The organism is Klebsiella sp. C360 (assembly GCF_048822415.1).
GTDB classification, from domain to species: Bacteria; Pseudomonadota; Gammaproteobacteria; order Enterobacterales; family Enterobacteriaceae; genus Klebsiella; species Klebsiella quasipneumoniae.
Map to the genome: position 1 here is coordinate 253,878 of NZ_JBMEZZ010000006.1, position 20,774 is coordinate 274,651.

20 protein-coding genes are annotated in these 20,774 nt (G+C 59.9%); 7 read left to right on the plus strand and 13 right to left on the minus strand.

Annotated elements, in window-relative coordinates; translation table 11 throughout:
• Positions 1–103: 103 nt before the first annotated feature.
• Positions 104–1,324 (minus strand): MFS transporter, encoded by a 1,221-nt coding sequence (locus tag ACOI7D_RS17940; protein ID WP_023288656.1) that lies wholly within the window; start codon positions 1,322–1,324, stop codon positions 104–106.
• 369 nt (positions 1,325–1,693) lie between these two features.
• Between ACOI7D_RS17940 and ushA the strand changes: the two genes are divergently transcribed.
• Positions 1,694–3,346: a bifunctional UDP-sugar hydrolase/5'-nucleotidase UshA gene (gene ushA, locus ACOI7D_RS17945; RefSeq protein WP_109546592.1), complete on the plus strand. Its 1,653-nt coding sequence runs from the start codon at positions 1,694–1,696 to the stop codon at positions 3,344–3,346.
• Positions 3,347–3,435: 89 nt separating this feature from the next.
• Here the strand turns inward: ushA and ybaK are convergent, their stop codons facing one another.
• From ybaK to copA, 3 genes are all read right to left on the minus strand, one after another.
• The gene (gene ybaK / locus ACOI7D_RS17950) at positions 3,436–3,915 is read right to left on the minus strand and encodes a Cys-tRNA(Pro)/Cys-tRNA(Cys) deacylase YbaK (RefSeq protein ID WP_101992034.1); all 480 of its coding nucleotides are present in this window, start codon (positions 3,913–3,915) and stop codon (positions 3,436–3,438) included.
• Between the two features lie 201 nt (positions 3,916–4,116).
• The gene (locus ACOI7D_RS17955; protein ID WP_109546591.1) at positions 4,117–4,911 is read right to left on the minus strand and encodes a TraB/GumN family protein; all 795 of its coding nucleotides are present in this window, start codon (positions 4,909–4,911) and stop codon (positions 4,117–4,119) included.
• 130 nt (positions 4,912–5,041) lie between these two features.
• Entirely contained in the window at positions 5,042–7,543 is a 2,502-nt protein-coding gene (gene copA / locus ACOI7D_RS17960; protein WP_109547566.1) for a copper-exporting P-type ATPase CopA, read from the minus strand.
• A gap of 106 nt (positions 7,544–7,649) precedes the next feature.
• Between copA and cueR the strand changes: the two genes are divergently transcribed.
• Positions 7,650–8,060: a Cu(I)-responsive transcriptional regulator gene (gene cueR, locus ACOI7D_RS17965; protein WP_004204725.1), complete on the plus strand. Its 411-nt coding sequence runs from the start codon at positions 7,650–7,652 to the stop codon at positions 8,058–8,060.
• Here cueR and ACOI7D_RS17970 read toward each other — a convergent pair.
• Complete coding sequence (locus tag ACOI7D_RS17970) at positions 8,057–8,515, minus strand: NfeD family protein (RefSeq protein WP_023288660.1); 459 nt, start codon at positions 8,513–8,515, stop codon at positions 8,057–8,059. The genes cueR and ACOI7D_RS17970 overlap by 4 nt on opposite strands.
• Positions 8,512–9,429 (minus strand): SPFH domain-containing protein, encoded by a 918-nt coding sequence (locus ACOI7D_RS17975; RefSeq protein WP_004204723.1) that lies wholly within the window; start codon positions 9,427–9,429, stop codon positions 8,512–8,514. Before ACOI7D_RS17975 ends, ACOI7D_RS17970 begins: the two co-directional genes overlap by 4 nt.
• 140 nt (positions 9,430–9,569) lie before the next feature.
• Here ACOI7D_RS17975 and fetA point away from each other — a divergent pair, with 140 nt between their 5' ends.
• Positions 9,570–10,247 (plus strand): iron efflux ABC transporter ATP-binding subunit FetA, encoded by a 678-nt coding sequence (gene fetA, locus ACOI7D_RS17980; RefSeq protein ID WP_023288661.1) that lies wholly within the window; start codon positions 9,570–9,572, stop codon positions 10,245–10,247.
• Entirely contained in the window at positions 10,234–11,016 is a 783-nt protein-coding gene (fetB, locus tag ACOI7D_RS17985; RefSeq protein ID WP_004204721.1) for an iron efflux ABC transporter permease subunit FetB, read from the plus strand. Before fetA ends, fetB begins: the two co-directional genes overlap by 14 nt.
• 106 nt (positions 11,017–11,122) lie before the next feature.
• Here fetB and ACOI7D_RS17990 read toward each other — a convergent pair whose 3' ends face one another.
• Genes ACOI7D_RS17990 through tesA form a run of 3 tightly spaced genes read right to left on the minus strand, consistent with a single transcriptional unit; the run spans position 11,123 to position 13,458 of the window.
• Complete coding sequence (locus ACOI7D_RS17990) at positions 11,123–11,977, minus strand: co-chaperone YbbN (RefSeq protein ID WP_050533069.1); 855 nt, start codon at positions 11,975–11,977, stop codon at positions 11,123–11,125.
• A gap of 58 nt (positions 11,978–12,035) precedes the next feature.
• Complete coding sequence (locus ACOI7D_RS17995; RefSeq protein ID WP_162543092.1) at positions 12,036–12,845, minus strand: SDR family oxidoreductase; 810 nt, start codon at positions 12,843–12,845, stop codon at positions 12,036–12,038.
• Complete coding sequence (gene tesA / locus ACOI7D_RS18000; protein WP_060591797.1) at positions 12,835–13,458, minus strand: multifunctional acyl-CoA thioesterase I/protease I/lysophospholipase L1; 624 nt, start codon at positions 13,456–13,458, stop codon at positions 12,835–12,837. Before tesA ends, ACOI7D_RS17995 begins: the two co-directional genes overlap by 11 nt.
• Here tesA and ybbA point away from each other — a divergent pair.
• Together ybbA and ybbP are read left to right on the plus strand one after the other, a co-directional pair.
• Positions 13,429–14,115 carry a putative ABC transporter ATP-binding protein YbbA gene (gene ybbA / locus ACOI7D_RS18005; RefSeq protein ID WP_032454210.1) on the plus strand — a complete coding sequence of 229 codons (687 nt, stop codon included), beginning with the start codon at positions 13,429–13,431 and terminating at the stop codon, positions 14,113–14,115. The genes tesA and ybbA overlap by 30 nt on opposite strands.
• A complete protein-coding gene (gene ybbP, locus ACOI7D_RS18010) occupies positions 14,112–16,526 on the plus strand; it encodes a putative ABC transporter permease subunit YbbP (protein ID WP_101992036.1) in 2,415 nt (804 codons plus the stop codon). Before ybbA ends, ybbP begins: the two co-directional genes overlap by 4 nt.
• Here ybbP and ACOI7D_RS18015 read toward each other — a convergent pair.
• Positions 16,503–16,616: a hypothetical protein gene (locus tag ACOI7D_RS18015; RefSeq protein ID WP_032428640.1), complete on the minus strand. Its 114-nt coding sequence runs from the start codon at positions 16,614–16,616 to the stop codon at positions 16,503–16,505. The genes ybbP and ACOI7D_RS18015 overlap by 24 nt on opposite strands.
• A 91-nt stretch (positions 16,617–16,707) precedes the next feature.
• Here ACOI7D_RS18015 and ACOI7D_RS18020 point away from each other — a divergent pair, with 91 nt between their 5' ends.
• Complete coding sequence (locus ACOI7D_RS18020; RefSeq protein WP_032454269.1) at positions 16,708–17,853, plus strand: porin; 1,146 nt, start codon at positions 16,708–16,710, stop codon at positions 17,851–17,853.
• A gap of 117 nt (positions 17,854–17,970) precedes the next feature.
• Here ACOI7D_RS18020 and mnmH read toward each other — a convergent pair whose 3' ends face one another.
• The 3 genes from mnmH to purE form a co-directional block, all read right to left on the minus strand.
• Positions 17,971–19,047 (minus strand): tRNA 2-selenouridine(34) synthase MnmH, encoded by a 1,077-nt coding sequence (gene mnmH, locus ACOI7D_RS18025; protein WP_087824759.1) that lies wholly within the window; start codon positions 19,045–19,047, stop codon positions 17,971–17,973.
• Between the two features lie 111 nt (positions 19,048–19,158).
• Positions 19,159–20,226, minus strand: coding sequence for a 5-(carboxyamino)imidazole ribonucleotide synthase (purK, locus tag ACOI7D_RS18030; protein WP_049014645.1), 1,068 nt, complete (start codon positions 20,224–20,226; stop codon positions 19,159–19,161).
• On the minus strand, positions 20,223–20,732 hold the full coding sequence (purE, locus tag ACOI7D_RS18035) for a 5-(carboxyamino)imidazole ribonucleotide mutase (RefSeq protein ID WP_004151322.1): 510 nt from the start codon (positions 20,730–20,732) through the stop codon (positions 20,223–20,225). Before purE ends, purK begins: the two co-directional genes overlap by 4 nt.
• Positions 20,733–20,774: the final 42 nt, after the last annotated feature.

The window sequence follows — 20,774 nt, forward strand, 5'->3', positions numbered from 1 at the left end:
CGCTGAAAAGGCACAGAAGGAAAAATCGAGAGAGGAATGCGCGCATCAGGCCGATGGCGCAAGGGGTAACGGCGGCCAGCGTTACACTTTGGCCGCCGGATAATCAGGCTTTTTGCCGGTTATCAGGAAGAAATATCGTCAGGAATCCCAGCAGCGGCAGGAAGGCGCAGATTTTATATACCAGGTCGATGCTGGTATGGTCCGCCAGCAGGCCCAGCACCGCGGCGCCAAGGCCGCCCATACCAAAGGCGAAGCCGAAAAACAGGCCTGAAACCATGCCGATACGTCCCGGCAGCAGCTCCTGGGCATAGACCAGGATAGCGGAGAAGGCCGAGGCGAGGATAAAACCAATGATCACCGTTAAAATTCCGGTCCATTCAAGGCTGGCATAGGGTAAAACAAGGGTAAAAGGCGCCACGCCGAGGATAGAGCCCCAAATAACATATTTTCGTCCAATCTTATCGCCAACGGGCCCGCCAATCACCGTCCCGGCGGCCACCGCGAACAGGAAGGCAAACAGATGCAGCTGGGCGTTTTGCACCGATAAGCCGAACTTATGCATCAGATAAAAGGTGTAATAGCTGCTGATGCTCGCCATATAGAAGTATTTCGAGAAAATCAGCATCAGCAGAATACCTACCGCCAGAATCACCTTATTGCGCGGCAGCGGATTGACGATCGCCGGCTTCGGTTTGCCCTTATTCATCCGGTGCTGCGCGGCGTACCAGCGGCTGATTTGCGACAGCACGACGATAGCCAGCAGGGCGGCCAGCACGAACCAGGCGACGTTGCCTTTACCATACGGGGCGATGATCACCGCCGCCAGCAGCGGGCCAAGCGAACTGCCGAAGTTGCCGCCGACCTGGAACAGCGACTGGGCCAGGCCGTGACGGCCGCCGGAGGCCATCCGCGCCACGCGGGATGATTCCGGATGGAAAACCGAGGAGCCGGTACCCACCAGCGCGGCGGCCAGCAGCACCATACCGAAGCTACCGGCCAGCGCCAGCAGGATCAAACCGCAGAGGGTAAAGCACATGCCCACCGGCAGCGACCACGGCATCGATCGTTTATCGGTGATGTAGCCAATCACCGGCTGGAACAGCGATGAGGTGAGCTGGAAGGTGAGGGTGATCATCCCAATCTGCACGAAGGTAAGGGAGAACTCGGCCTGCAGCAGCGGGTAGATAGCGAGTATGAGCGACTGGATCATATCGTTAAGCAAATGGGACAGGCTGATCGCGCCTAAGATGCCAAACGAGGTGCGCGCTTTTTGCGGCGGCGCGTCGGTACTGGGTAAGGTCTGAGCGGATTGGTTGGTTGTCATAGGTTCACTTCAGCGAGTTCGATTTGTTGTAGAGAATGCAGGTTGTTACCCTAAATAATTCGAGTTGCAGGCAGGCGGCGACGCAGCGAATCCCCAGGAGCTTACTCTCGTAAGTGACTGGGGTGAGCGAGGACAAATTCGTCAGGAACGAATTTGAACGCAGTTCACTGCGCCCGTAAGGGCGAGGCCCAGGGATGGGCCGAGTTATTGCCAACGCACATGCAACTTGAAGTATGACGGGTAGAATTATTATCCGACTAACATACCTGCAGATAAGGTTTGAAGGAAGTCGCAATTCTGAAAACATATTTGTCAACGCGGCTAACTCGCTATACTTTCGGCACTTGGGATTAAGTCAGGGAGTGAAGCATGCATTATTTCAAACACGGCGTGGCGCTGGCGTTATTCGCCGCTTTATCGCTGGGCAGCCTGTCCGCGCAGGCCTATGAGCAGGATAAAACCTATAAAATTACCATCCTGCACACCAACGATCACCACGGCCATTTCTGGCGCAATGACTACGGCGAATATGGCCTGGCGGCGCAGAAAACGCTGGTGGACGGTATTCGTAAAGAGGTGGCGGCCGAAGGCGGTAGCGTTCTGCTGCTGTCCGGCGGGGATATCAATACCGGGGTGCCGGAGTCTGATTTACAGGATGCAGAGCCCGATTTTCGCGGCATGAACTTGATCGGCTACGACGCGATGGCGGTGGGGAACCATGAGTTTGATAATCCGCTGAGCGTGCTGCGCCAGCAGGAAAAGTGGGCGAAGTTCCCGTTCCTGTCGGCCAATATTTATCAGAAAAGCACCGGCGAACGGCTGTTCAAACCCTGGGCGCTGTTTAAACGCGGCGGGTTAAAAATCGCGGTAATTGGCTTAACCACTGACGATACGGCCAAGATTGGCAATCCGGAATATTTCACCGATATCGAATTCCGCAAACCGGCGGAAGAGGCGAAGCTGGTGATCCAGGAGCTGCAGCAGAATGAAAAGCCGGACGTGATCCTGGCCACCACCCATATGGGCCACTATGACAACGGCAACCACGGCTCTAACGCGCCGGGGGATGTCGAGATGGCACGCAGTTTACCCGCGGGCTCGCTGGCGATGATCGTCGGCGGTCACTCGCAGGATCCGGTGTGCATGGCGTCGGAAAATAAAAAACAGGTCGACTATGTGCCAGGGACGCCGTGCGCCCCGGATCGTCAGAACGGTATCTGGATCGTCCAGGCGCATGAGTGGGGCAAATACGTCGGCCGCGCCGATTTTGAGTTCCGCAACGGCGAGATGAAACTGGTGCACTATCAGCTGATCCCGGTCAACCTGAAGAAAAAAGTGACATACGATAACGGCCAAAGCGAGCGGGTGCTGTATACGCCGCAGATCGCGGAGAACCCGCAGATGATGTCGCTGCTGACGCCGTTCCAGAACAAAGGTAAGGCGCAACTGCAGGTCAAAATCGGCAGCGTGAATGGTCATCTGGAGGGCGATCGCAGTAAAGTGCGCTTCGTACAGACCAATATGGGCCACCTGCTGCTGGCGGCGCAGATGGCGCGCAGTAACGCGGATTTCGCGGTGATGAGCGGCGGCGGGATCCGCGACTCCATCGAGGCGGGCGATATCACCTACAAGGATGTGATGAAGGTCCAGCCGTTCGGCAATATGCTGACCTATGTCGATATGAGCGGCAAAGAGGTGGTGGATTACCTGACCGCCGTCGCGCAGATGAAGCCGGATTCCGGCGCCTATCCGCAGTTTGCGAACGTCAGCTTTGTGGCCAAAGACGGCAAGTTGAACGATCTGAAAATCAAAGGCGAACCGGTGGATCCGGCGAAGATCTACCGGATGGCGACGCTGAGCTTTAACGCCACCGGCGGCGATGGCTATCCGAACATCGCCGATAAACCCGGGTATGTGAATACCGGCTTTATCGATGCCGAAGTGCTGAAAGAGTATATCGAGAAGAACTCGCCGCTGGATGCCGCCGCCTATGAGCCGAAAGGCGAGGTGAGCTGGCAGTAACCCTGAGGGGAAGCCCGGATAAAGCGCGCTGCGTCGCTATCCGGGCGCTTTCCCGGTGGCGCTGCGCTTACCGGGCACGGGGCGCGTCATCAATCGCGGCGGGCGATATCGGCGAACTTCGCATCCAGCAGCTGCGCCAGATCGCTGGCCGCCAGCTCAATATCCAGCCCGCGTTTGCCGCCGGAAATGTAAATGGTGGCAAATTCCTGCGCCGGGGCGTCAATCACCGTCGGCAGGCGCTTCTTCTGCCCCAGCGGACTGATGCCGCCCACCAGATAGCCGGTGATACGCTGCGCCACCATCGGGTCGGCCATGTCGACTTTCTTGGCGCCCAGCGCTTTCGCCACTTTCTTCAAATCCAGCTGCCCGGCGACCGGGGTGACGGCGACCGCCAGATGCTTCATATCGCCATTTATGGCGACCAGCAGGGTCTTGTAAACCTGGTCGGCATTGAGGCCGAGCTTGCGCACCACTTCATCACCGAAGTTGGTCTCATTGGGATCGTGATCGTAACTGTGGATCTGAAAGGGGATTTTGTTTTTTTCGAGTAATTTAACGGCGGGAGTCATAGCTATCCTTCTTACCAACCGGTTTTGCGTGACGTCAGAATACGCCCGCAGGTTGTCTAAAAAATAGTACCATCTTGCGCAATAGTGTTGGCAGTGATGGTCACTTTGAGCGACAATCAGACGATCCGGGATGCAAATCCCGGGATAATAATAATGATGAAATTCCTCTTTGACGGGCCAATAGCAATATTGGCCATTTTTTTATGTCAGCATATCCGGCAGATTCCCTTCGCCATACAGATGCAGCGCGCCGACGGCGACCACGTAGCGCCCCGGCGGCAGGGCCAGCAGCGTCTCGCGCCAGGCGAGATTGCGCTGGTGCATCAGCACATCATATAAAGACTGGCTGAAGGTCGTCGGCAGCGATACCGCGCCGCGCGACGGCGGTTGCTCCAGCCACCAGCCGATCATGACCTGCAGTAAACGGGCGTTGGTGCGCCAGTGGGTCAGCGTATCCTCCAGCAGCGCCATTCCGCCATCGGGCAGGTCGCGCAGCAGCGCGATCTGGCTGTCGGCGCCTTCCAGCTCTATCACCGCTATGTTGCTCTCGCGGGCGGCCATCAGCAACTGATAATCAATACCGTAATCCGGGCGCAGCCCCAGCTTCTGCGCCTGGGTGGCCTGCAGGACCATCGCCACCTGCCACAGCGGCTGGCTGTCGAATAGCGCGACCGACAGGCCGAGTTCACCGGCTCGCGTCTGTAGCTCGCTCAGCTGCGCGTCGCTCAGGCGCTCCGCCAGCGGCGGATAAGCGGGGAGATGGCTAAACGGGGTTTCATTGCCGCTGATATCGGCCTCAACGATTAACGCATCGGCCTGGCGTATTTTTTTCAGCAGCTTCGCTGGCGGCGGCGCCATATCGCGGGTGCCCATATGGATGCTGCCGACGAGGTGCAGATAGCGTTCGCCGGGCAGGACGATATCCATCGCAGGCCAGGAATAAGACGAGCCGACGGCGGCTCGCCACAGCATTTTTATCCGGTTTAACAGGCCCATACGCGCTCCGAAGTGTGAGGCATTCATGCTAGCGCATATGGTGATACACGTCACCCTTCCGGCGGGCTTTTCTTGTCCCGGTAAAAAAGCGGGCGCCGACCCTGTCAGCGCCCGCTTTCCTGGACAGCGCTTACGCTTTTGGTTTAAAGCGCAGCAGGCGGTTAGCGTTACTCACCACGGTAATCGACGACAGCGCCATCGCCGCGCCGGCGACCACCGGATTGAGCAACGTGCCGGTCAGCGGCCAGAGGATCCCGGCGGCAATCGGGATGCCCAGCGAGTTGTAGACAAAGGCCCCCAGCAGGTTCTGCTTCATATTGCGTAAGGTCGCCTTCGAAATCGCCAGCGCATCGGCCACGCCGTGAAGACTATGGCGCATCAGGGTGATCGCCGCCGTTTCAATGGCAACATCGCTGCCGCCGCCCATGGCGATCCCGACATCCGCCTGCGCCAGCGCCGGGGCGTCGTTAATCCCATCACCCACCATCGCCACTTTGTGCCCCTGGCTCTGCAGACGCTTAATGGCGTCGGCTTTACCGTCCGGCAGCACGCCGGCAATCACTTCATCAATGCCGGCTTCTTTGGCGATAGCATTCGCGGTAGTGGGGTTATCCCCGGTGAGCATCACCAGGCGGTAGCCCTGACGATGCAGGCGCGCCAGAGCGTCGACGCTGTCTTCGCGTAGCGGGTCACGGATGGCGAACAGCGCGGCCGCCTGACCATCTACCGCCAGCAGCACCGGCGTAGCCCCGCGCGAGGCCTGCGCCATCATCTCGCTTTCTATATCGCCGGTGGCGATATGTTGCTCGTTGAGCAGCGCCTGGTTACCGAGCATCAGGCGATGGCCTTCCGCTTCGCCGCTGACGCCCAGGCCGCGCAGGGTGCGGAAGCCGCTCACTTCCGGCAACGGGTTGTCTCCGGCTTTATCAAGGATCGCTCGCGCCAGCGGATGGCTTGAACCCTGCTCGAGCGCGGCGGCAAGACGCAGCGCGGTCATCTCATCAACGTCTGCGAAAGTTTTCACCGCCACCACCTGCGGCTTGCCTTCGGTCAGGGTGCCGGTTTTATCGAACACCAGGGTGTCGAGTTCACTGGCGCGCTGCAGAGCATCGGCGTCGCGCACCAGTACGCCGTACTCCGCCGCCCGGCCAACGCCGGAGATAATCGACATCGGCGTCGCCAGGCCTAAGGCGCACGGACAGGCGATAATCAGTACCGTGGTGGCGATCACCAGGGTATAGACGATCTGCGGCGCCGGGCCGAAGAAGTACCAGATCGCAGCGCTAATCAGCGCAATGGCGACCACCGCCGGGACAAACACCGCGGAGATTTTATCCGCCAGCTGGCCGATCTCCGGCTTGCTGCTCTGCGCCTGGCGCACCATGCGGATAATACGCGCCAGCGTGGTCTGGCTGCCGACGGCGCTGGCGGTGAACAGCACGCTGCCGTCCTGCACTACAGTGCCGGCGTGAATGGTGTCGCCGTCGCCTTTTTGCTGCGGTACCGGTTCGCCGGTGAGCATCGCTTCATCAAACCAGGCTTCCCCCTGGCTTATCACGCCGTCGACCGGGACGCGGTCGCCGGTCGTCAGGCGCAGCGTCATGCCGGCCTGAACTTCAGCGAGCGGCAGATCTTTCTCGCCCTCGGGCGTGACGACCCGCGCCGAAGGCGGCGTCAGGTCGAGCAGTTTCTCCAGCGCTTTTGAGGAGCGCTGGCGGGCGCGGGCCTCCAGCATATGGCCGAGGTTAATCAGACCGATAATCATTGCGCTGGCTTCGTAATACAGATGGCGGGCTTCCATCGGGAACCACTGTGGCCACAGGTTGACGCTCATCGAGTACAGCCAGGCGACGCCGGTACCGAGCGCCACCAGCGTATCCATGGTGGCAGTGCCGTTTTTCAGGCTTTTCCACGCGCTGCGGTAGAAGTGGCCGCCGGCGAAGACCATCACCGCCAGGGTGACGAGGCCGATGACCAGCCACAGCGAACGGTTGTCGTCGCTGACCATCATGTTATCGCCGATCATGCCCCAGACCATCACCGGCACGCCGACCAGCAGGGCGACAATCGCCTGCCAGCGAAAACGTTTCATGGTGGCGATGGCGGTTTCCTGCTGCCGTTCGCGGCGTTCCAGATCGTCCTCGATCGCCTCCGCGCCGTAGCCCGCTTTCTCCACCGCCTGCACTAATTCTGCGGCGGACGCACTGCCCATCACCAGCGCCGTGCGTTCCGCCAGGTTAACCCGCGCCTGTGAGACGCCCGGCACCGCGGCAAGCGCGTTCTGTACCCGGGAGACGCAGCTGGCGCAGCTCATGCCGTTGATCAGCAGCTGTTGACTGTCATCTTCGTCATGGGCTGCCGGAAGCTCAGGAGTGGCCGCTGTCAGTGCTTCCGACGGGATTGATGATTCTGCCAGCGGTTTAGCCTTTGGGTGGCTGAGCTCCGCGCCGTATCCGGCTTGTTTAACGGTTTCAATCAGCGCTTGTGCGCTGGCGCTGCCCGTCACATGGGCTTCAGTGAGGGTGACTTCCGCTTGCTCAACGTCAGGACGCTGCTCCAGACTCTCTTTCACGCGTTTAACGCAGTGGCCGCAGGAGAGGCCATCCAGCGTCAGGTCGATAGTGTTAGACATAAATAACTCCTGAATAATTTTCCGGTCAACGATTGACCAGAACCACTCTTTCATCGAGTATTAAGAAGGTTAAACCTTCCAGCAAGGGGAAGGTCAAGGAGAAAAAATGAATATCAGCGATGTGGCGAAAAAAACCGGCTTAACCAGCAAAGCGATTCGTTTTTACGAAGAGAAGGGGCTGGTGACGCCGCCGTTGCGGAGCGAAAACGGCTACCGCACCTACGGTCAGCAGCATCTCGATGAGCTGACGCTGCTGCGCCAGGCGCGGCAGGTGGGGTTTAATCTGGAAGAGTGCCGCGAGCTGGTGGCGCTATTCAACGACCCGTCACGGCACAGCGCCGATGTGAAAAAACGCACGCTGGAGAAAGTGGCGGATATCGAGAATCATATCCGTGAGCTGCAAAATATGCGCGCGCACCTGCTGGCGCTGGCTGAATCCTGCCCCGGCGACGACAGCGCGGAGTGCCCGATTATTGATAATCTTTCCGGCTGCTGTCATCGCAAGGCGCAGGCTTAACGAACAACGGGTCTGATCCGCAGCGTAATCCCTTCCACGGCGACCACTTCGACCTGACTGCCCGCGGCGAGGTCCTCGTCAGCCATCACCGGCCAGGAGCTGTCGCCCACGCGCACGTGGCCGCGGCCGTTTACCAGGGGGGTATCCAGCGTCAGACGGCGGCCAATCAGCTGTAGCCCGCGCTGGTTGAGTTGAGCATCGGCAGGACGCTGCAGTTTGACGCGCTTGCGCAGCCACTTCGACCACAGCCACGCCGCCAGCAGAGTGAGGACGGCAAACAGCGTGCCTTGCCATTCCCAGCTCAGCGGCAGGAGCCAGGTCAGGGCGCCGGTCACCACGCCGGCGACGCCGCTCCATAGCAGGTATCCGCTGCCGCCCAGCATCTCGGCCGCCAGCAGCAGCCCGCCGAGGCTAAGCCAGAACAGATGGGGGTGGGCGAGGATCAGGTCGATCATGATTTTTTCCGATCGCCAGCGCCTTCTTTGATCAGCTCGCTGATCCCGGCGATCGATCCCATCAGGCTGCTGGCGTCCAGCGGCATCAGCACCACTTTACTGTTGTTGGCGGCGCCAATCTGCTGCAGCGCATCGGTGTATTTCTGCGCCACGAAGTAGTTGATCGCCTGAATATCGCCTGAGGCGATCGCCGAGGAGACCATCTGGGTGGCGCGGGCTTCCGCTTCAGCGGAACGCTCGCGGGCCTCCGCCTGCAGGAATGCGGACTGCCGCTCGCCCTCCGCCTTGAGGATCTGCGACTGCTTTTCCCCTTCCGCTTTCAGTATTTCCGCCTGACGCACCCCTTCGGCCTCGAGAATATAAGCGCGCTTGGTTCGTTCGGCTTTCATCTGGGCGTTCATCGAGGCGATAAGTTCCGCCGGTGGGCGAACGTCGCGAATTTCGACGCGGGTGATTTTCACCCCCCACGGGTTGGTGGCGTCGTCAACGATATGCAGCAGACGGGTGTTAATGCTGTCGCGCTGGGAGAGCATTTCGTCCAGTTCCATCGAGCCGAGCACGGTACGGATGTTGGTCATCGTCAGGTTGACGATCGCCTGCTCAAGATTGCTGACCTCGTAGGCGGCCTTTGGCGCGTCAACCACCTGAATAAAGCAAACGGCGTCGATAGTGACGTTGGCGTTATCCCGGGAGATCACCTCCTGTGACGGGATGTCGAGCACCTGCTCCATCATGTTCACTTTGCGGCCGATGCGGTCCATAAACGGCACGACTAAGCTTAATCCCGGCTGCAGCGTCTGGGTAAAACGCCCGAAGCGCTCCACCGTCCACTGGTAGCCCTGCGGGACGATTTTCACCGCCGCTGCCACAATGACCAGCGCGACGAAAATAAGGATAGGAATAAAAATCAGCATCAAAAACCTCCTGTCTTGTTGCCTGATGGGGCGCTACAAGGAAATAGCGCATGTTTAAATTGAGTATATCTTTCTCCTCATCCTGGAGAAAGGAAAGTGGGGTAAACTAGCGGTGTTTCAGAAAATAATCAGGAAGACTCATGAAGGAAAATAACGCGCTTTTGCGTCTCGAGGATGTGGGATTTAAGACCGACGACGCAGTTATTTTACATAATATCAACCTTCAGCTCAGACCCGGGGAATTCAAGTTGATTACCGGGCCTTCCGGCTGCGGGAAAAGCACCTTGCTGAAAATTATCGCCTCGCTGCTCAGCCCGACCTCCGGACGTCTGTTTTTCGACGATGCTGATGTCGCGACGCTGTCGCCGGAAAGGTATCGCCAGCAGGTCTCTTATTGTGCGCAGACGCCGGCGCTGTTCGGGGATTCGGTTTACGATAACCTGATTTTTCCGTGGCAGATCCGTAATAAACAACCGGATCCGCAGGCGCTGGTGGCCGATCTGCAGCGCTTTGGTCTTGGCGAAAATATGCTGGAAAAATCGATTAACGAACTGTCGGGCGGTGAAAAGCAGCGCGTATCGCTGATCCGCAATTTACAATTTCTGCCGCGCGTGCTGCTGCTGGACGAAATTACCAGCGCGCTGGATGACAGTAATAAACAGAATGTGAATGACATTATTCATGGCTACGCGACGGAAAAACAGGTCGCTGTTCTATGGGTCACTCACGATCGCAATGAAATTTCGCATGCCGATGAAGTAATTACGCTGCAACCTGCCGGCGGAAACATGCAGGAGGCACAGCATGAACGGGCATAACATTACGAACGAATCGCTGGCGCTGTCGATGGTGCTGGTGCTGATCGCTATTCTGGTGAGCTATCGGGAAAAGCTGGCGCTGGAAAAAGATATTCTCTGGAGCATCTGCCGGGCGATCGTGCAGCTGATTATCGTCGGCTATGTGCTGAAATATATCTTTAACGTCAACCATGCGGTTCTGACGCTGTTGATGGTGCTGTTTATCTGCTTTAACGCGGCGTGGAATGCCAAAAAGCGCAGTAAATATATCGATAAGGCGTTTGTCTCGTCATTTATCGCCATCACCACCGGCGCCGGGCTGACGCTGGCGGTGCTGGTGTTCTCTGGATCGATAGCCTTCGTGCCGATGCAGGTGATCCCGATTGCCGGGATGGTGGCCGGGAACGCCATGGTGGCGGTGGGGCTGTGCTACAACAATATGGGCCAGCGCTTCAGCAGCGAGCAGCAGCAGATTCAGGAGAAGCTCAGCCTCGGCGCCACGCCGAAGATGGCCTCGGCGCGGCTGATCCGCGACAGCATCCGCGCGTCATTGATTCCCACCGTCGATTCAGCGAAAACGGTCGGCCTGGTGAGTTTGCCAGGGATGATGTCGGGACTAATTTTTGCCGGTATTGACCCGGTGAAGGCGATTAAGTACCAGATCATGGTAACTTTTATGCTGCTGTCGACCGCCAGCCTGTCGACGATTATCGCCGGCTATCTGACCTACCGGAAGTTCTTCAACGCCCGCCATCAGCTGGTGGTGACGCAGCTGAAAAAACGCCCGTGAACGATCCCGGGTTGCGGCGTTCACGCCTCACCCGGGTTACTAAGGCTGCGTTGCGCCTCGTTCGCACAGCCCGGATAGCGCAGCGCTATCCGGGGCAGGCAACGAATTAGTACAGCAGCGAATAGAGCTGACGGCGGTATTTGGCGGCCAGCGCATCGCCCGTACCGAGGGCGGCGAGGATCTCCTGCAGCATCTTGCGCGCCTGGCCGTCGCCGGCGCCTAAATCCTTCTGCAGATGGCTGAACAGCAGCGCCAGCGCTTCTTCGTTACGCCCGACCTGATGCAGCTGTAGCGCCAGCTGGGAGGCCAGCAGCGCATCCTCCGGATTCTGTTCCACCTGCTGCTGCAGCTGCTGGATTTCCGGCGTGTCGGCGGCCTGTTTGAGCAGCTCAATCTGCGCCACCAGACCCTGATAGTGGGTATCCTGATCCTGCAGCGGGATGGTTTTTAGCACGCTTTCCGCTTCATCGGAACGGTGCAGGGCAATCAGCGTTTCCGCCAGCAGCAGGCCAATCTGGCTCTCCTGATTCGACAGCTGCCAGGCTTCCTTCAGCAGCGGCAGGGCATCGGCGTATTTTTCTTCCTGCATCAGGGCCAGCGCCTGCTGAGCTTTCAGCTCCTCTTCGCGGGGCAGGACTTTATCCAGCAGGGCGCGGATCGCTTCTTCCGGCTGCGGGCCTTCAAAACCGTCCACCGGCTGGCCGTTCTGGAACAGATAAACCGTAGGGATGGCGCGCAGACCAAACTGTGAAGCGAGCATCTGCTCAGCGTCGCAATCGACCTTCGCCAGCATAAACTGGCCATTGTATTGCGCGGCCAGACGCTCAAGAACCGGGGTCAGCTGTTCGCAGTGCTGGCTGCGGGCAGACCAGAAGTAAAACAGCACCGGGACGTTCATAGACTGCTGTAGCGTCTGCTGCAGGTTCGCTTCGCTAATGTTGACAATATTCTGTTCGGACATGGGCATTTCTCGTTAGTCGATTTCTGTTTTACATGGGGGCGGCATTCCGCGCTTCAACTCAGCCGTGGATAATTTTGTCCATCGCGCGGGCTGGCAGCAGGCGTTTGAGCAGCGCCACCGCGTGGGTGACCAGGGTGACCGGGTAGCGCAGCTTCGGCTTATCGCTGGTAAAAGCGTGGCGCACTTTTTCCACCACCGCCTCCGGCCCGAGGGTAAAACGGGCGGCGATGCCCGGGTTTTCAACGGGCTTGTCGCTTTGCGTCTGGTTGACGTTATCGGTAAAGCGGGTGCGGATCGGGCCCGGTTCAATCAGGCTGACCTGAATACCGCTGTGGCGCAGCTCCATGCGCAGCGCATCGGACCATGCCTCAAGGGCATATTTGCTGGCGGCGTAGGCCCCGCGGCCGGGGCTGGCGATAAGCCCCATCACCGAGGAGGTCATCACGATGCGCCCTTCGCCATGCGGGGTCATCGCCGGCAGCAGCAGCATGGTGAGCTGATGGGCGCCAAAAAAGTTGGCGGAAAACTGCTGTTCCATCTGCTGGCGGCTGATGGTGTTCAGCGGGCCATAGACGCCGTAACCGGCGTTATTGAACAAGCCGTAGAGACGATTATCGGTCAGCGCAATCACCTCCACCGCCGCGCGCTCCACGCTCTGCGGGTCGTCCAGATCGAGCAAAATACCGGTTAGCCCCAGCTCCTGCATCCGCGCCACGTCCTCCGCTTTGCGGCAGGCCGCCAGCACGCGAAAGCCCTCGCGGGTTAAATCCAGCGCGCTTTCCAGACCAATTCCGCTGGAACAGCCTGTCACTAAAACCGTTTTTTGCATAACTTTACCTGTCAGCGACCCCTGGCGTTCAGGAGTCATGATTAACTAAGGGAGCCAGCCGGTTCGCCATCCAGTCGGCGATAAACGGCTGCGCGTCGCGATTCGGGTGAATGCCGTCGTCCTGCATCCACTGGGGTTTCAGATACACCTCCTCCATAAAAAAGGGCAGGAGAGGAATAGCGAACTCTTTGGCCAGGGCCGGGTAAATCGCGCCGAAGGCTTCATTATAGCGGCGGCCATAGTTCGCCGGCAGGTGAATTTGCATCAGCAGCGGTTCGGCGTTGGCCGCTTTGATCGTCTGAATGATGGTGCGCAGCGTCTGCTCGGTCTGCTGCGGCGGAAAGCCGCGCAGCCCGTCGTTGCCGCCGAGCTCAACCAGCACCCAGCGCGGCTGATGCTGCTTAAGCAGCGATGGCAGACGGGTCAGTCCCTGCTGAGAGGTATCGCCGCTGATGCTGGCGTTCACCACCGGCGTTTTCGCCTGCCACTTCTCATTGAGCAGCGCAGGCCACGCGGCGTTGGCCGCCATCCGATAGCCAGCGCTCAGGCTGTCGCCGAGGATCAGCAGCGTGTCCGCCGCCATCGCGCGGCAGGTAAACAGGAACAAAAACAGGAAAGGCACATGCCAGCGGAAAACATACTTGAAGTTCATCATCTTAAGAAGTCCGTCGGTCAGGGGGAGCATCAGCTCACCATCCTTACCGGAGTTGAGCTGGTTGTCAAACCGCGGCAGACCATCGCCCTGATCGGCGAGTCGGGCTCCGGTAAATCGACCCTGTTGGCGATCCTCGCCGGCCTGGACGATGGCAGCAGCGGGGAAGTATCGATGCTGGGCAAACCGCTGCATCGGATGGATGAGGAGGCGCGGGCGGCGCTGCGGGCGCAGCACGTCGGTTTTGTATTTCAGTCGTTTATGCTGATCCCAACGCTCAACGCCCTGGAGAACGTCGAGCTGCCGGCGCTGCTGCGCGGCGCCAGCGATAGCCAGAGCCGGGGCGATGCCCGGGCGCTGCTTGAGCAACTGGGGCTTGGCAAACGCCTGCACCACCTGCCGGCGCAGCTCTCCGGCGGCGAACAGCAGCGGGTGGCGCTGGCCCGGGCCTTCAATGGGCGTCCGGCCATTCTGTTCGCCGATGAGCCCACCGGCAACCTCGATCGCCAGACCGGGGACAAAATTGCCGATCTGCTGTTCTCGCTTAATCGCGAACACGGCACCACCCTGATCCTCGTCACTCACGATCCGCTGCTGGCGGCACGCTGCGACCGCCGTCTGCGCCTGGTGGATGGCCAGCTGCGGGAGGAAGCATGATCGCCCGCTGGTTCTGGCGCGAATGGCGCTCGCCGTCGCTGCTGATCGTCTGGCTGGCGTTAAGCCTCGCCGTGGCCTGCGTGCTGGCCCTGGGGTCGATAAGCGATCGAATGGAGAAAGGTCTCAGCCAGCAAAGCCGTGAGTTTATGGCGGGCGACCGGACGCTGCGCAGTTCGCGCGAGGTGCCCGCTGAGTGGATCGCGCAAGCGCGGAAGTCAGGGCTGAGCGTCGGCGAACAGCTGAGCTTCGCCACCATGACCTTTGCGGGCGATACGCCGCAGCTGGCGGACGTCAAGGCAGTGGATGACCGCTATCCGCTGTATGGCACTCTCGAGACGCAGCCGCCGGGGCTGAAGCCCCGGGCGGGCAGCGTCCTGCTGGCGCCAAGGCTGATGGCGCTGCTGAACCTGAAAACCGGCGATACGATTGACGTTGGCGACGCCACGCTGCGCATTGCCGGGGAAGTGATTCAGGAGCCGGATGCGGGGTTTAACCCCTTCCAGATGGCGCCGCGGCTGATGATGAATATGGCCGACGTGGCAAAGACCGGCGCCGTACAGCCCGGCAGTCGCGTCGCATGGCGATATAAATTCGCCGGCGACGCTGAACAGCTGGCCCGTTATGAGCAGTGGCTGCTGCCGAAACTCGGCCCGGAGCATCGCTGGATTGGTCTTGAACAGGACGACAGCGCACTGGGCAAATCCCTCGAACGCTCGCAGCAATTCCTGTTGTTATCCGCGCTGTTGACGCTGCTGCTGGCCGTCGCGGCGGTGGCCGTGGCGATGGGCCACTACTGCCGCAGCCGCTACGATCTGGTCGCCATACTCAAGACGCTGGGCGCCGGACGGGCGCAGCTGCGCAAGCTGATTGTCGGTCAGTGGCTGCTGCTGCTGGCGCTGTCGGTGATAACCGGCGGGGTGGCGGGGCTGGCGCTGGAGCGCCTGTTGCTGCTGGTGCTCAAACCGGTTCTGCCCGCCGCGCTCCCACCGGCCAGCGGCTGGCCGTGGCTGTGGGCGGTGGGCGCGACCGGCGTGATTTCCCTGCTGGTGGGCCTGCGGCCGTATCGGCTGCTGCTGGCGACCCTGCCGCTGCGAGTGCTGCGCCAGGACGTGGTGGCCAGCGTCTGGCCGTTAAAAATCTGGATCCCGACGGTCAGCGCCGTGGTGGTGGGCCTGCTGGCGTGGCTGATGGGCGGCAGTCCGCTGCTGTGGTCAGTGCTGGCCGGGGCGGTGGTGCTGGCGCTGCTGTGCGGCCTGGTGGGCTGGGGATTGCTGTGGCTGCTCAAACGCCTGACGCTCAGAGCCTTGCCGCTGCGTCTGGCGGTGAATCGCCTGCTGCGCCAGCCGTGGTCGACCCTCAGCCAGCTGGCGGCGTTTTCCCTGTCATTTATGCTGCTGGCGCTCCTGCTGGTGCTGCGCGGCGATCTGCTCGACCGCTGGCAGCAGCAACTGCCCCCGGAGAGCCCGAACTACTTCCTGATCAATATCGCCCCTGAGCAGATAATGCCGGTGAAGACCTTCCTCGCCGAACATCAGACGCGGGCGGCGGAATTCTATCCGATCGTCCGGGCTCGTCTGACGCAGATCAACGGCCAGTCCACGGACGGGAATAAAGACGAAGCGCTGAATCGAGAGCTTAATCTCACCTGGAGCGAACAGCGTCCGGATCATAATCCGCTGGTGGCCGGCAGCTGGCCGCCGAAGCAGGGCGAGGTATCGATTGAGGAGGGGCTGGCGCAGCGATTGGGAGTGACAATCGGCGATACGGTGACCTTTACCGGCGATACGCAGGAGTTCAGCGCGAAGGTGAGCAGCGTGCGCAACGTCGACTGGGAGAGCCTGCGGCCAAACTTCTTCTTTATTTTCCCCACCGGGGCGCTGGACGGGCAGCCGCAGAGCTGGCTCACCAGCTTCCGCTGGGATAACGGTCCTGCGATGTTGACCCAGCTGAACCGCGAGTTTCCCACCGTCAGTCTGCTGGATATTGGCGCTATCCTGCGCCAGGTCGGCCAGGTGCTCTCCCAGGTCAGCCGGGCGTTGGAGGTGATGGTAGGCCTTGTGACGGCCTGCGGCGTGCTGCTGTTGCTGGCGCAGGTGCAGGTCGGTATGCGTCAGCGTCATCAGGAGCTGGTGGTCTGGCGCACGCTGGGGGCCGGGAAATCGCTGCTGCGCGCCACGCTGTGGGCGGAGTTTGCCCTGTTGGGGCTGGTCTCCGGCCTGGTGGCGGCGATAGGCGCCGAAGTGGCGCTGGCGATGCTGCAGACCAAAGTCTTTGATTTTCCCTGGGCGCCGGACTGGCGGCTGTGGGTGATGCTGCCGATGACGGGAGCGGTGTTGTTATCCCTGTGCGGCGGCGGGCTGGGGCTGCGTTTATTAAAAGGGAAAGCGCTATTCCGTCAGTTTAGCCAGTAAGAATATTACATGTTGATGATGCGCCGCCGTTTTTGGCGGCGCTTTTATTTTAAGCGCACAAATTGATAAACCATTGATTTTTAAGCGCACGAAACATTAAAAACCCAGCAACACGCTGTGCTGATTCGCGGTTAATATTCAACTGGAAAATATAAGGTTGCTTATTAATCAAGGAAAAACTATGGCACACACAATAAAAACGCTGGCGATCTCGATCGGCGCAGCATTAGCGTTAACGTCATTGGCTGCCCACGCGGAGATCACCCTGCTAAAACAGGATCCGCAGGCGGGGGATCCGTTAAGCCGGCTTAACTTTACCGTCGGCGGAAGTATCCGCCCGCAGTTCAATATGATGACCGGCGACGGGGATAAAGGCTCCTATAAGCGCAACGGTTTTGACGGCGGCACCCGCTTCCGTTTCGCCGCGGATTACTATCTGTTCGATGATATTAGCTGGATCAGCTACTACGAGCTGGGGGTGAATATTCCGGCGCTGTTCGACTGGGATAATCACTACGCGGAAGGGGCGAACAATACCACCCGCCGCATGCTGTATACCGGCCTGAAAAGCGATACCTGGGGGACGTTAACCTACGGTCAGCAAAACAGTATTTACTATGATGTGGTCGGGGTGAAAACCGATATCTGGGACTACGATATGATTGCCCAGGCGCCGGGCAACGGTATTAACGGCGATTACGATGGCTCTTATCGTTCCCGTAATATGCTGAAATATAAGAAAACCGTTGGCGATGTCGATCTTTACGGCTCCTATCTGTTCGAAGACAGCGAATACCTGCCGGGTAATGGTCTGCGCTATAAACGTAAAGGCGGCGGTTCTGTTGGCGCGGACTACCACATCATGAAGGATCTGACCTGGGGGACCGCGTGGAACTACACCCGCGCCGAAATGCGCGACCCGTCAAGTTCCGACAGCAAAACCTATGACCAGAACATCGTCGGTACCGCGCTGAGCTGGACCCCGGATAACTGGACTTTCTCCTTCGGCGGCGGCTGGTATCAGAACTTCCTCACTACCAAAAAAACCGATGTCCATAATTACTTCGCCGGCGACGCCTGGGGGATTGAATATTTTGCGGGCTATAAATTCCCGATCAATCAATATGCCGTTAAATCTATTCAGCCGTACTTTATGGGCGACCGCCTGGAATATGTGAACGGCCGTAACTACCAGCGTATTGATAACGGTCTGGGGATCAGCTTCCAGCTGGATTATGGTTTCCGCGTTGACTACGAGCACGTGTTTACCTCCAGCACCGACAACCTGGGCGATATGAACCTGGTGCGTCTGCGCTACGACTTCTAAGCGGTAACCATTCCCCGGTGACGCTGCGCTTACCGGGGCTACAGGTTCACCGCCGTCTGCGGACCCGTAGCCCGGCTAAGGCGTTTACGCCGCAAGCCGGGACAAGAGAGGGTGTGATTACTCCGCCAGCCAGGCGGCGACCTCCTGCCAGTTGCCGCGAAAAATAATCTTCCCGGCTTTTTTCCCCAACTGATAGCGATACATCGGGTCGTAGTATTCTTCCAGCAGCGGCACCAGCCAGGCGAAGTGCGCCTCGGTGCTGGCGGTGCGCTGCTGCTGCGCCAGCGCCTCATCGAGGCGTTCAGTGAGCTGAGCAAAACGCTGCAGTCCCAGGCGACGGCGGATGGCGAACAGGCCGTGATGCAGATACTCGCCATATGCCTGCCAGCCTTTCTCTTCGCCATAGGCGGCGATAAAGTCGCGATACATGCGATCGAAATACTCCTCGCGCAGCCGTTCGAGGCGAACGTCAAACGGATCTTCCACCACCGCCAGCGGCGATTGCGCCATGCGGATGCGCAGGCACTCCGGCAGATGGTTGGCGCCGATCATGTGGCCTTCATCTTCCAGCACCCAGCGCGTCTGCTGTTCGGCTTTTTTGAGCAGGCTAACCGCCAGATGGTTTTCAAAGGTGGCCTGCGGATGCTGCGGCTGTAGCGTGCGGCCAAACGAAGAGCCGCGGTGGTGGGCATGGCCTTCCAGATCGATACCGTCCGGGCGCGAGCAGACCAGCTGGGTTTTGCCGTTGCCGGTGCAGCCGCCAATCAGCACGATCGGTCGCTGTACCAGCGCGTCGGTGGCCTGGATTGCCGCCTGGCGCAGCGCTTTATAGCCGCCGACGATCAGGGGGTAATCCACACCAGCTTCTTTCAGCCACTGCTGGACGATATGCGAGCGCTGGCCGCCGCGAGCGCAGCACAGGAAACCGTGCGGGTAACGGGCGCACGCTTCCAGCCAGGCCTGGATCCGGCTGGCGCGCAGGTCGCCCTGGACCAGCTTATGGCCGAGCGCCAGCGCCGCTTCCGGCCCCTGGCGCTTGTAGCAGGTGCCGACCGCGGCGCGTTCTTCATCATTCATCAGCGGCAGGTTGATCGCCGCCGGCATCGCGCTTTGGCTAAACTCCACCGGGGCGCGCACGTCAATCAGTGGCGTATCGCTGGCGAGAATGGCGCGATAATCCGTCCCATTGGTCATGGGGTATCCTCTGAAGTCAAAACAGAAATGGGCTTTACAGCAAGGGGGGGATTGTACGCGCCTCAAGGTGTGCCGGGGAAGGGGATAGATCAAATCCCCGGCACGAAGGGCTTAGCTGAGCTGCGCCTGCGCCCAGACGATACCGCTGGCGTATTCCGCTGGCAGCAGCGGCTTCAACGCTTCCAGCGTCGCGCTCAGACGGTCTGTATCGCTGTCGGTCAGGTTCAGGTGGCCGACTTTACGACCCGGGCGCACCTCTTTATCGTACCAGTGCAGGTGGACCAGCGGCAGCTTCAGCCAGTCGTAATTGAGATCGGTGCCGATCAGGTTGATCATCACCGACGGGCTGTTAACCACCGGCGGCGGCAGAGGAAGGTCGGTCATCGCTCGCAGATGCAGCTCAAACTGGCTGATGGAGGCGCCATTTTGCGTCCAGTGGCCGCTGTTGTGTACGCGCGGCGCCAGCTCGTTGATCAGCAGCCCCTCGGCGGTGACGAAGCACTCCATCGCCATCACGCCGACGTAGTTCAGCTCGTTCATGATCGCCGTCAGCATGCTTTCCGCTTGCTCCTGCTGGCGGGCATTGGCCTGCGGGAAGGCGACGCTGGCGCGCAGAATACCGTCCTGATGCAGGTTGCGGGTCAGCGGGTAGAAGACGGTGCTGCCGTCATGGGCGCGGGCGCCTACCAGCGACACTTCGCCGGAGAAGTTAATCCCCTGCTCGACGATGCACTCGCCGTAGTTATCGTCCGGTAGCTGATCGATCTCGTTTTCCCGCAGACGCCACTGGCCGCGGCCGTCGTAGCCGCCGACGCGACGCTTAACGATCGCCAGTTCGCCAAGGCGGGCAAACACCGCCGGCCACTCGCTTTTATCCGCCAGCAGCTGCCACGGGGCAGTGGCGAGGCCCAGCTTATCGAACAGCTGCTTTTGCGTCAGGCGATCGGCGATAATCGGGAAGACGTCGCGGTTGACGAACGCCGGGTGGCGGGCCAGCTCGCGGGTGAGGGCGGTTTCCGGCCAGCGTTCAATTTCTGCGGTGATGACGCTCTGCTGGAACGGCACCGCTTCCGGATCGGCTTCCAGCCCCACCGGCCAGACGGCGATACCCAGCGGCTCGCCGGCCTGGCGCAGCATACGGCCTAACTGGCCGTTACCGAGCACGCATACCTGTTTCATGCCGCACCCCGCGGGTCCGGGTTATCCAGTACTTCATCGGTTTGCGCCTGACGCCAGGCGCTCAGGCGCTGGTGGAGTTCAGCATCATGCTGGGCGAGGATCTGCGCGGCGAGCAGACCGGCGTTTGCAGCCCCGGCTTTGCCGATGGCCAGGGTACCGACCGGAATACCGCGCGGCATCTGCACAATGGAGTAGAGGCTGTCGACACCGCTTAAGGCCGCGCTCTGAACCGGTACGCCGAGCACCGGCACCAGGGTTTTCGCCGCAATCATGCCCGGCAGATGCGCCGCGCCGCCTGCCCCTGCAATAATCACCTGATAACCGTGGCTTTCGGCGCTTTCAGCGAAGCTGAACAGCTTATCGGGCGTGCGATGGGCGGAGACCACTTCGACATGGTACGGAACGTTCAGGGCATCAAGGATTTCTGCGGTAAACTGCATGGTAGCCCAGTCGCTTTTGGACCCCATCACGATGGCGATACGCGCCGAATTATTGCGGGAAGACATGCGTCTTAAAACTCCTGTGGGTGTGTTTCACACTGCTTTAGA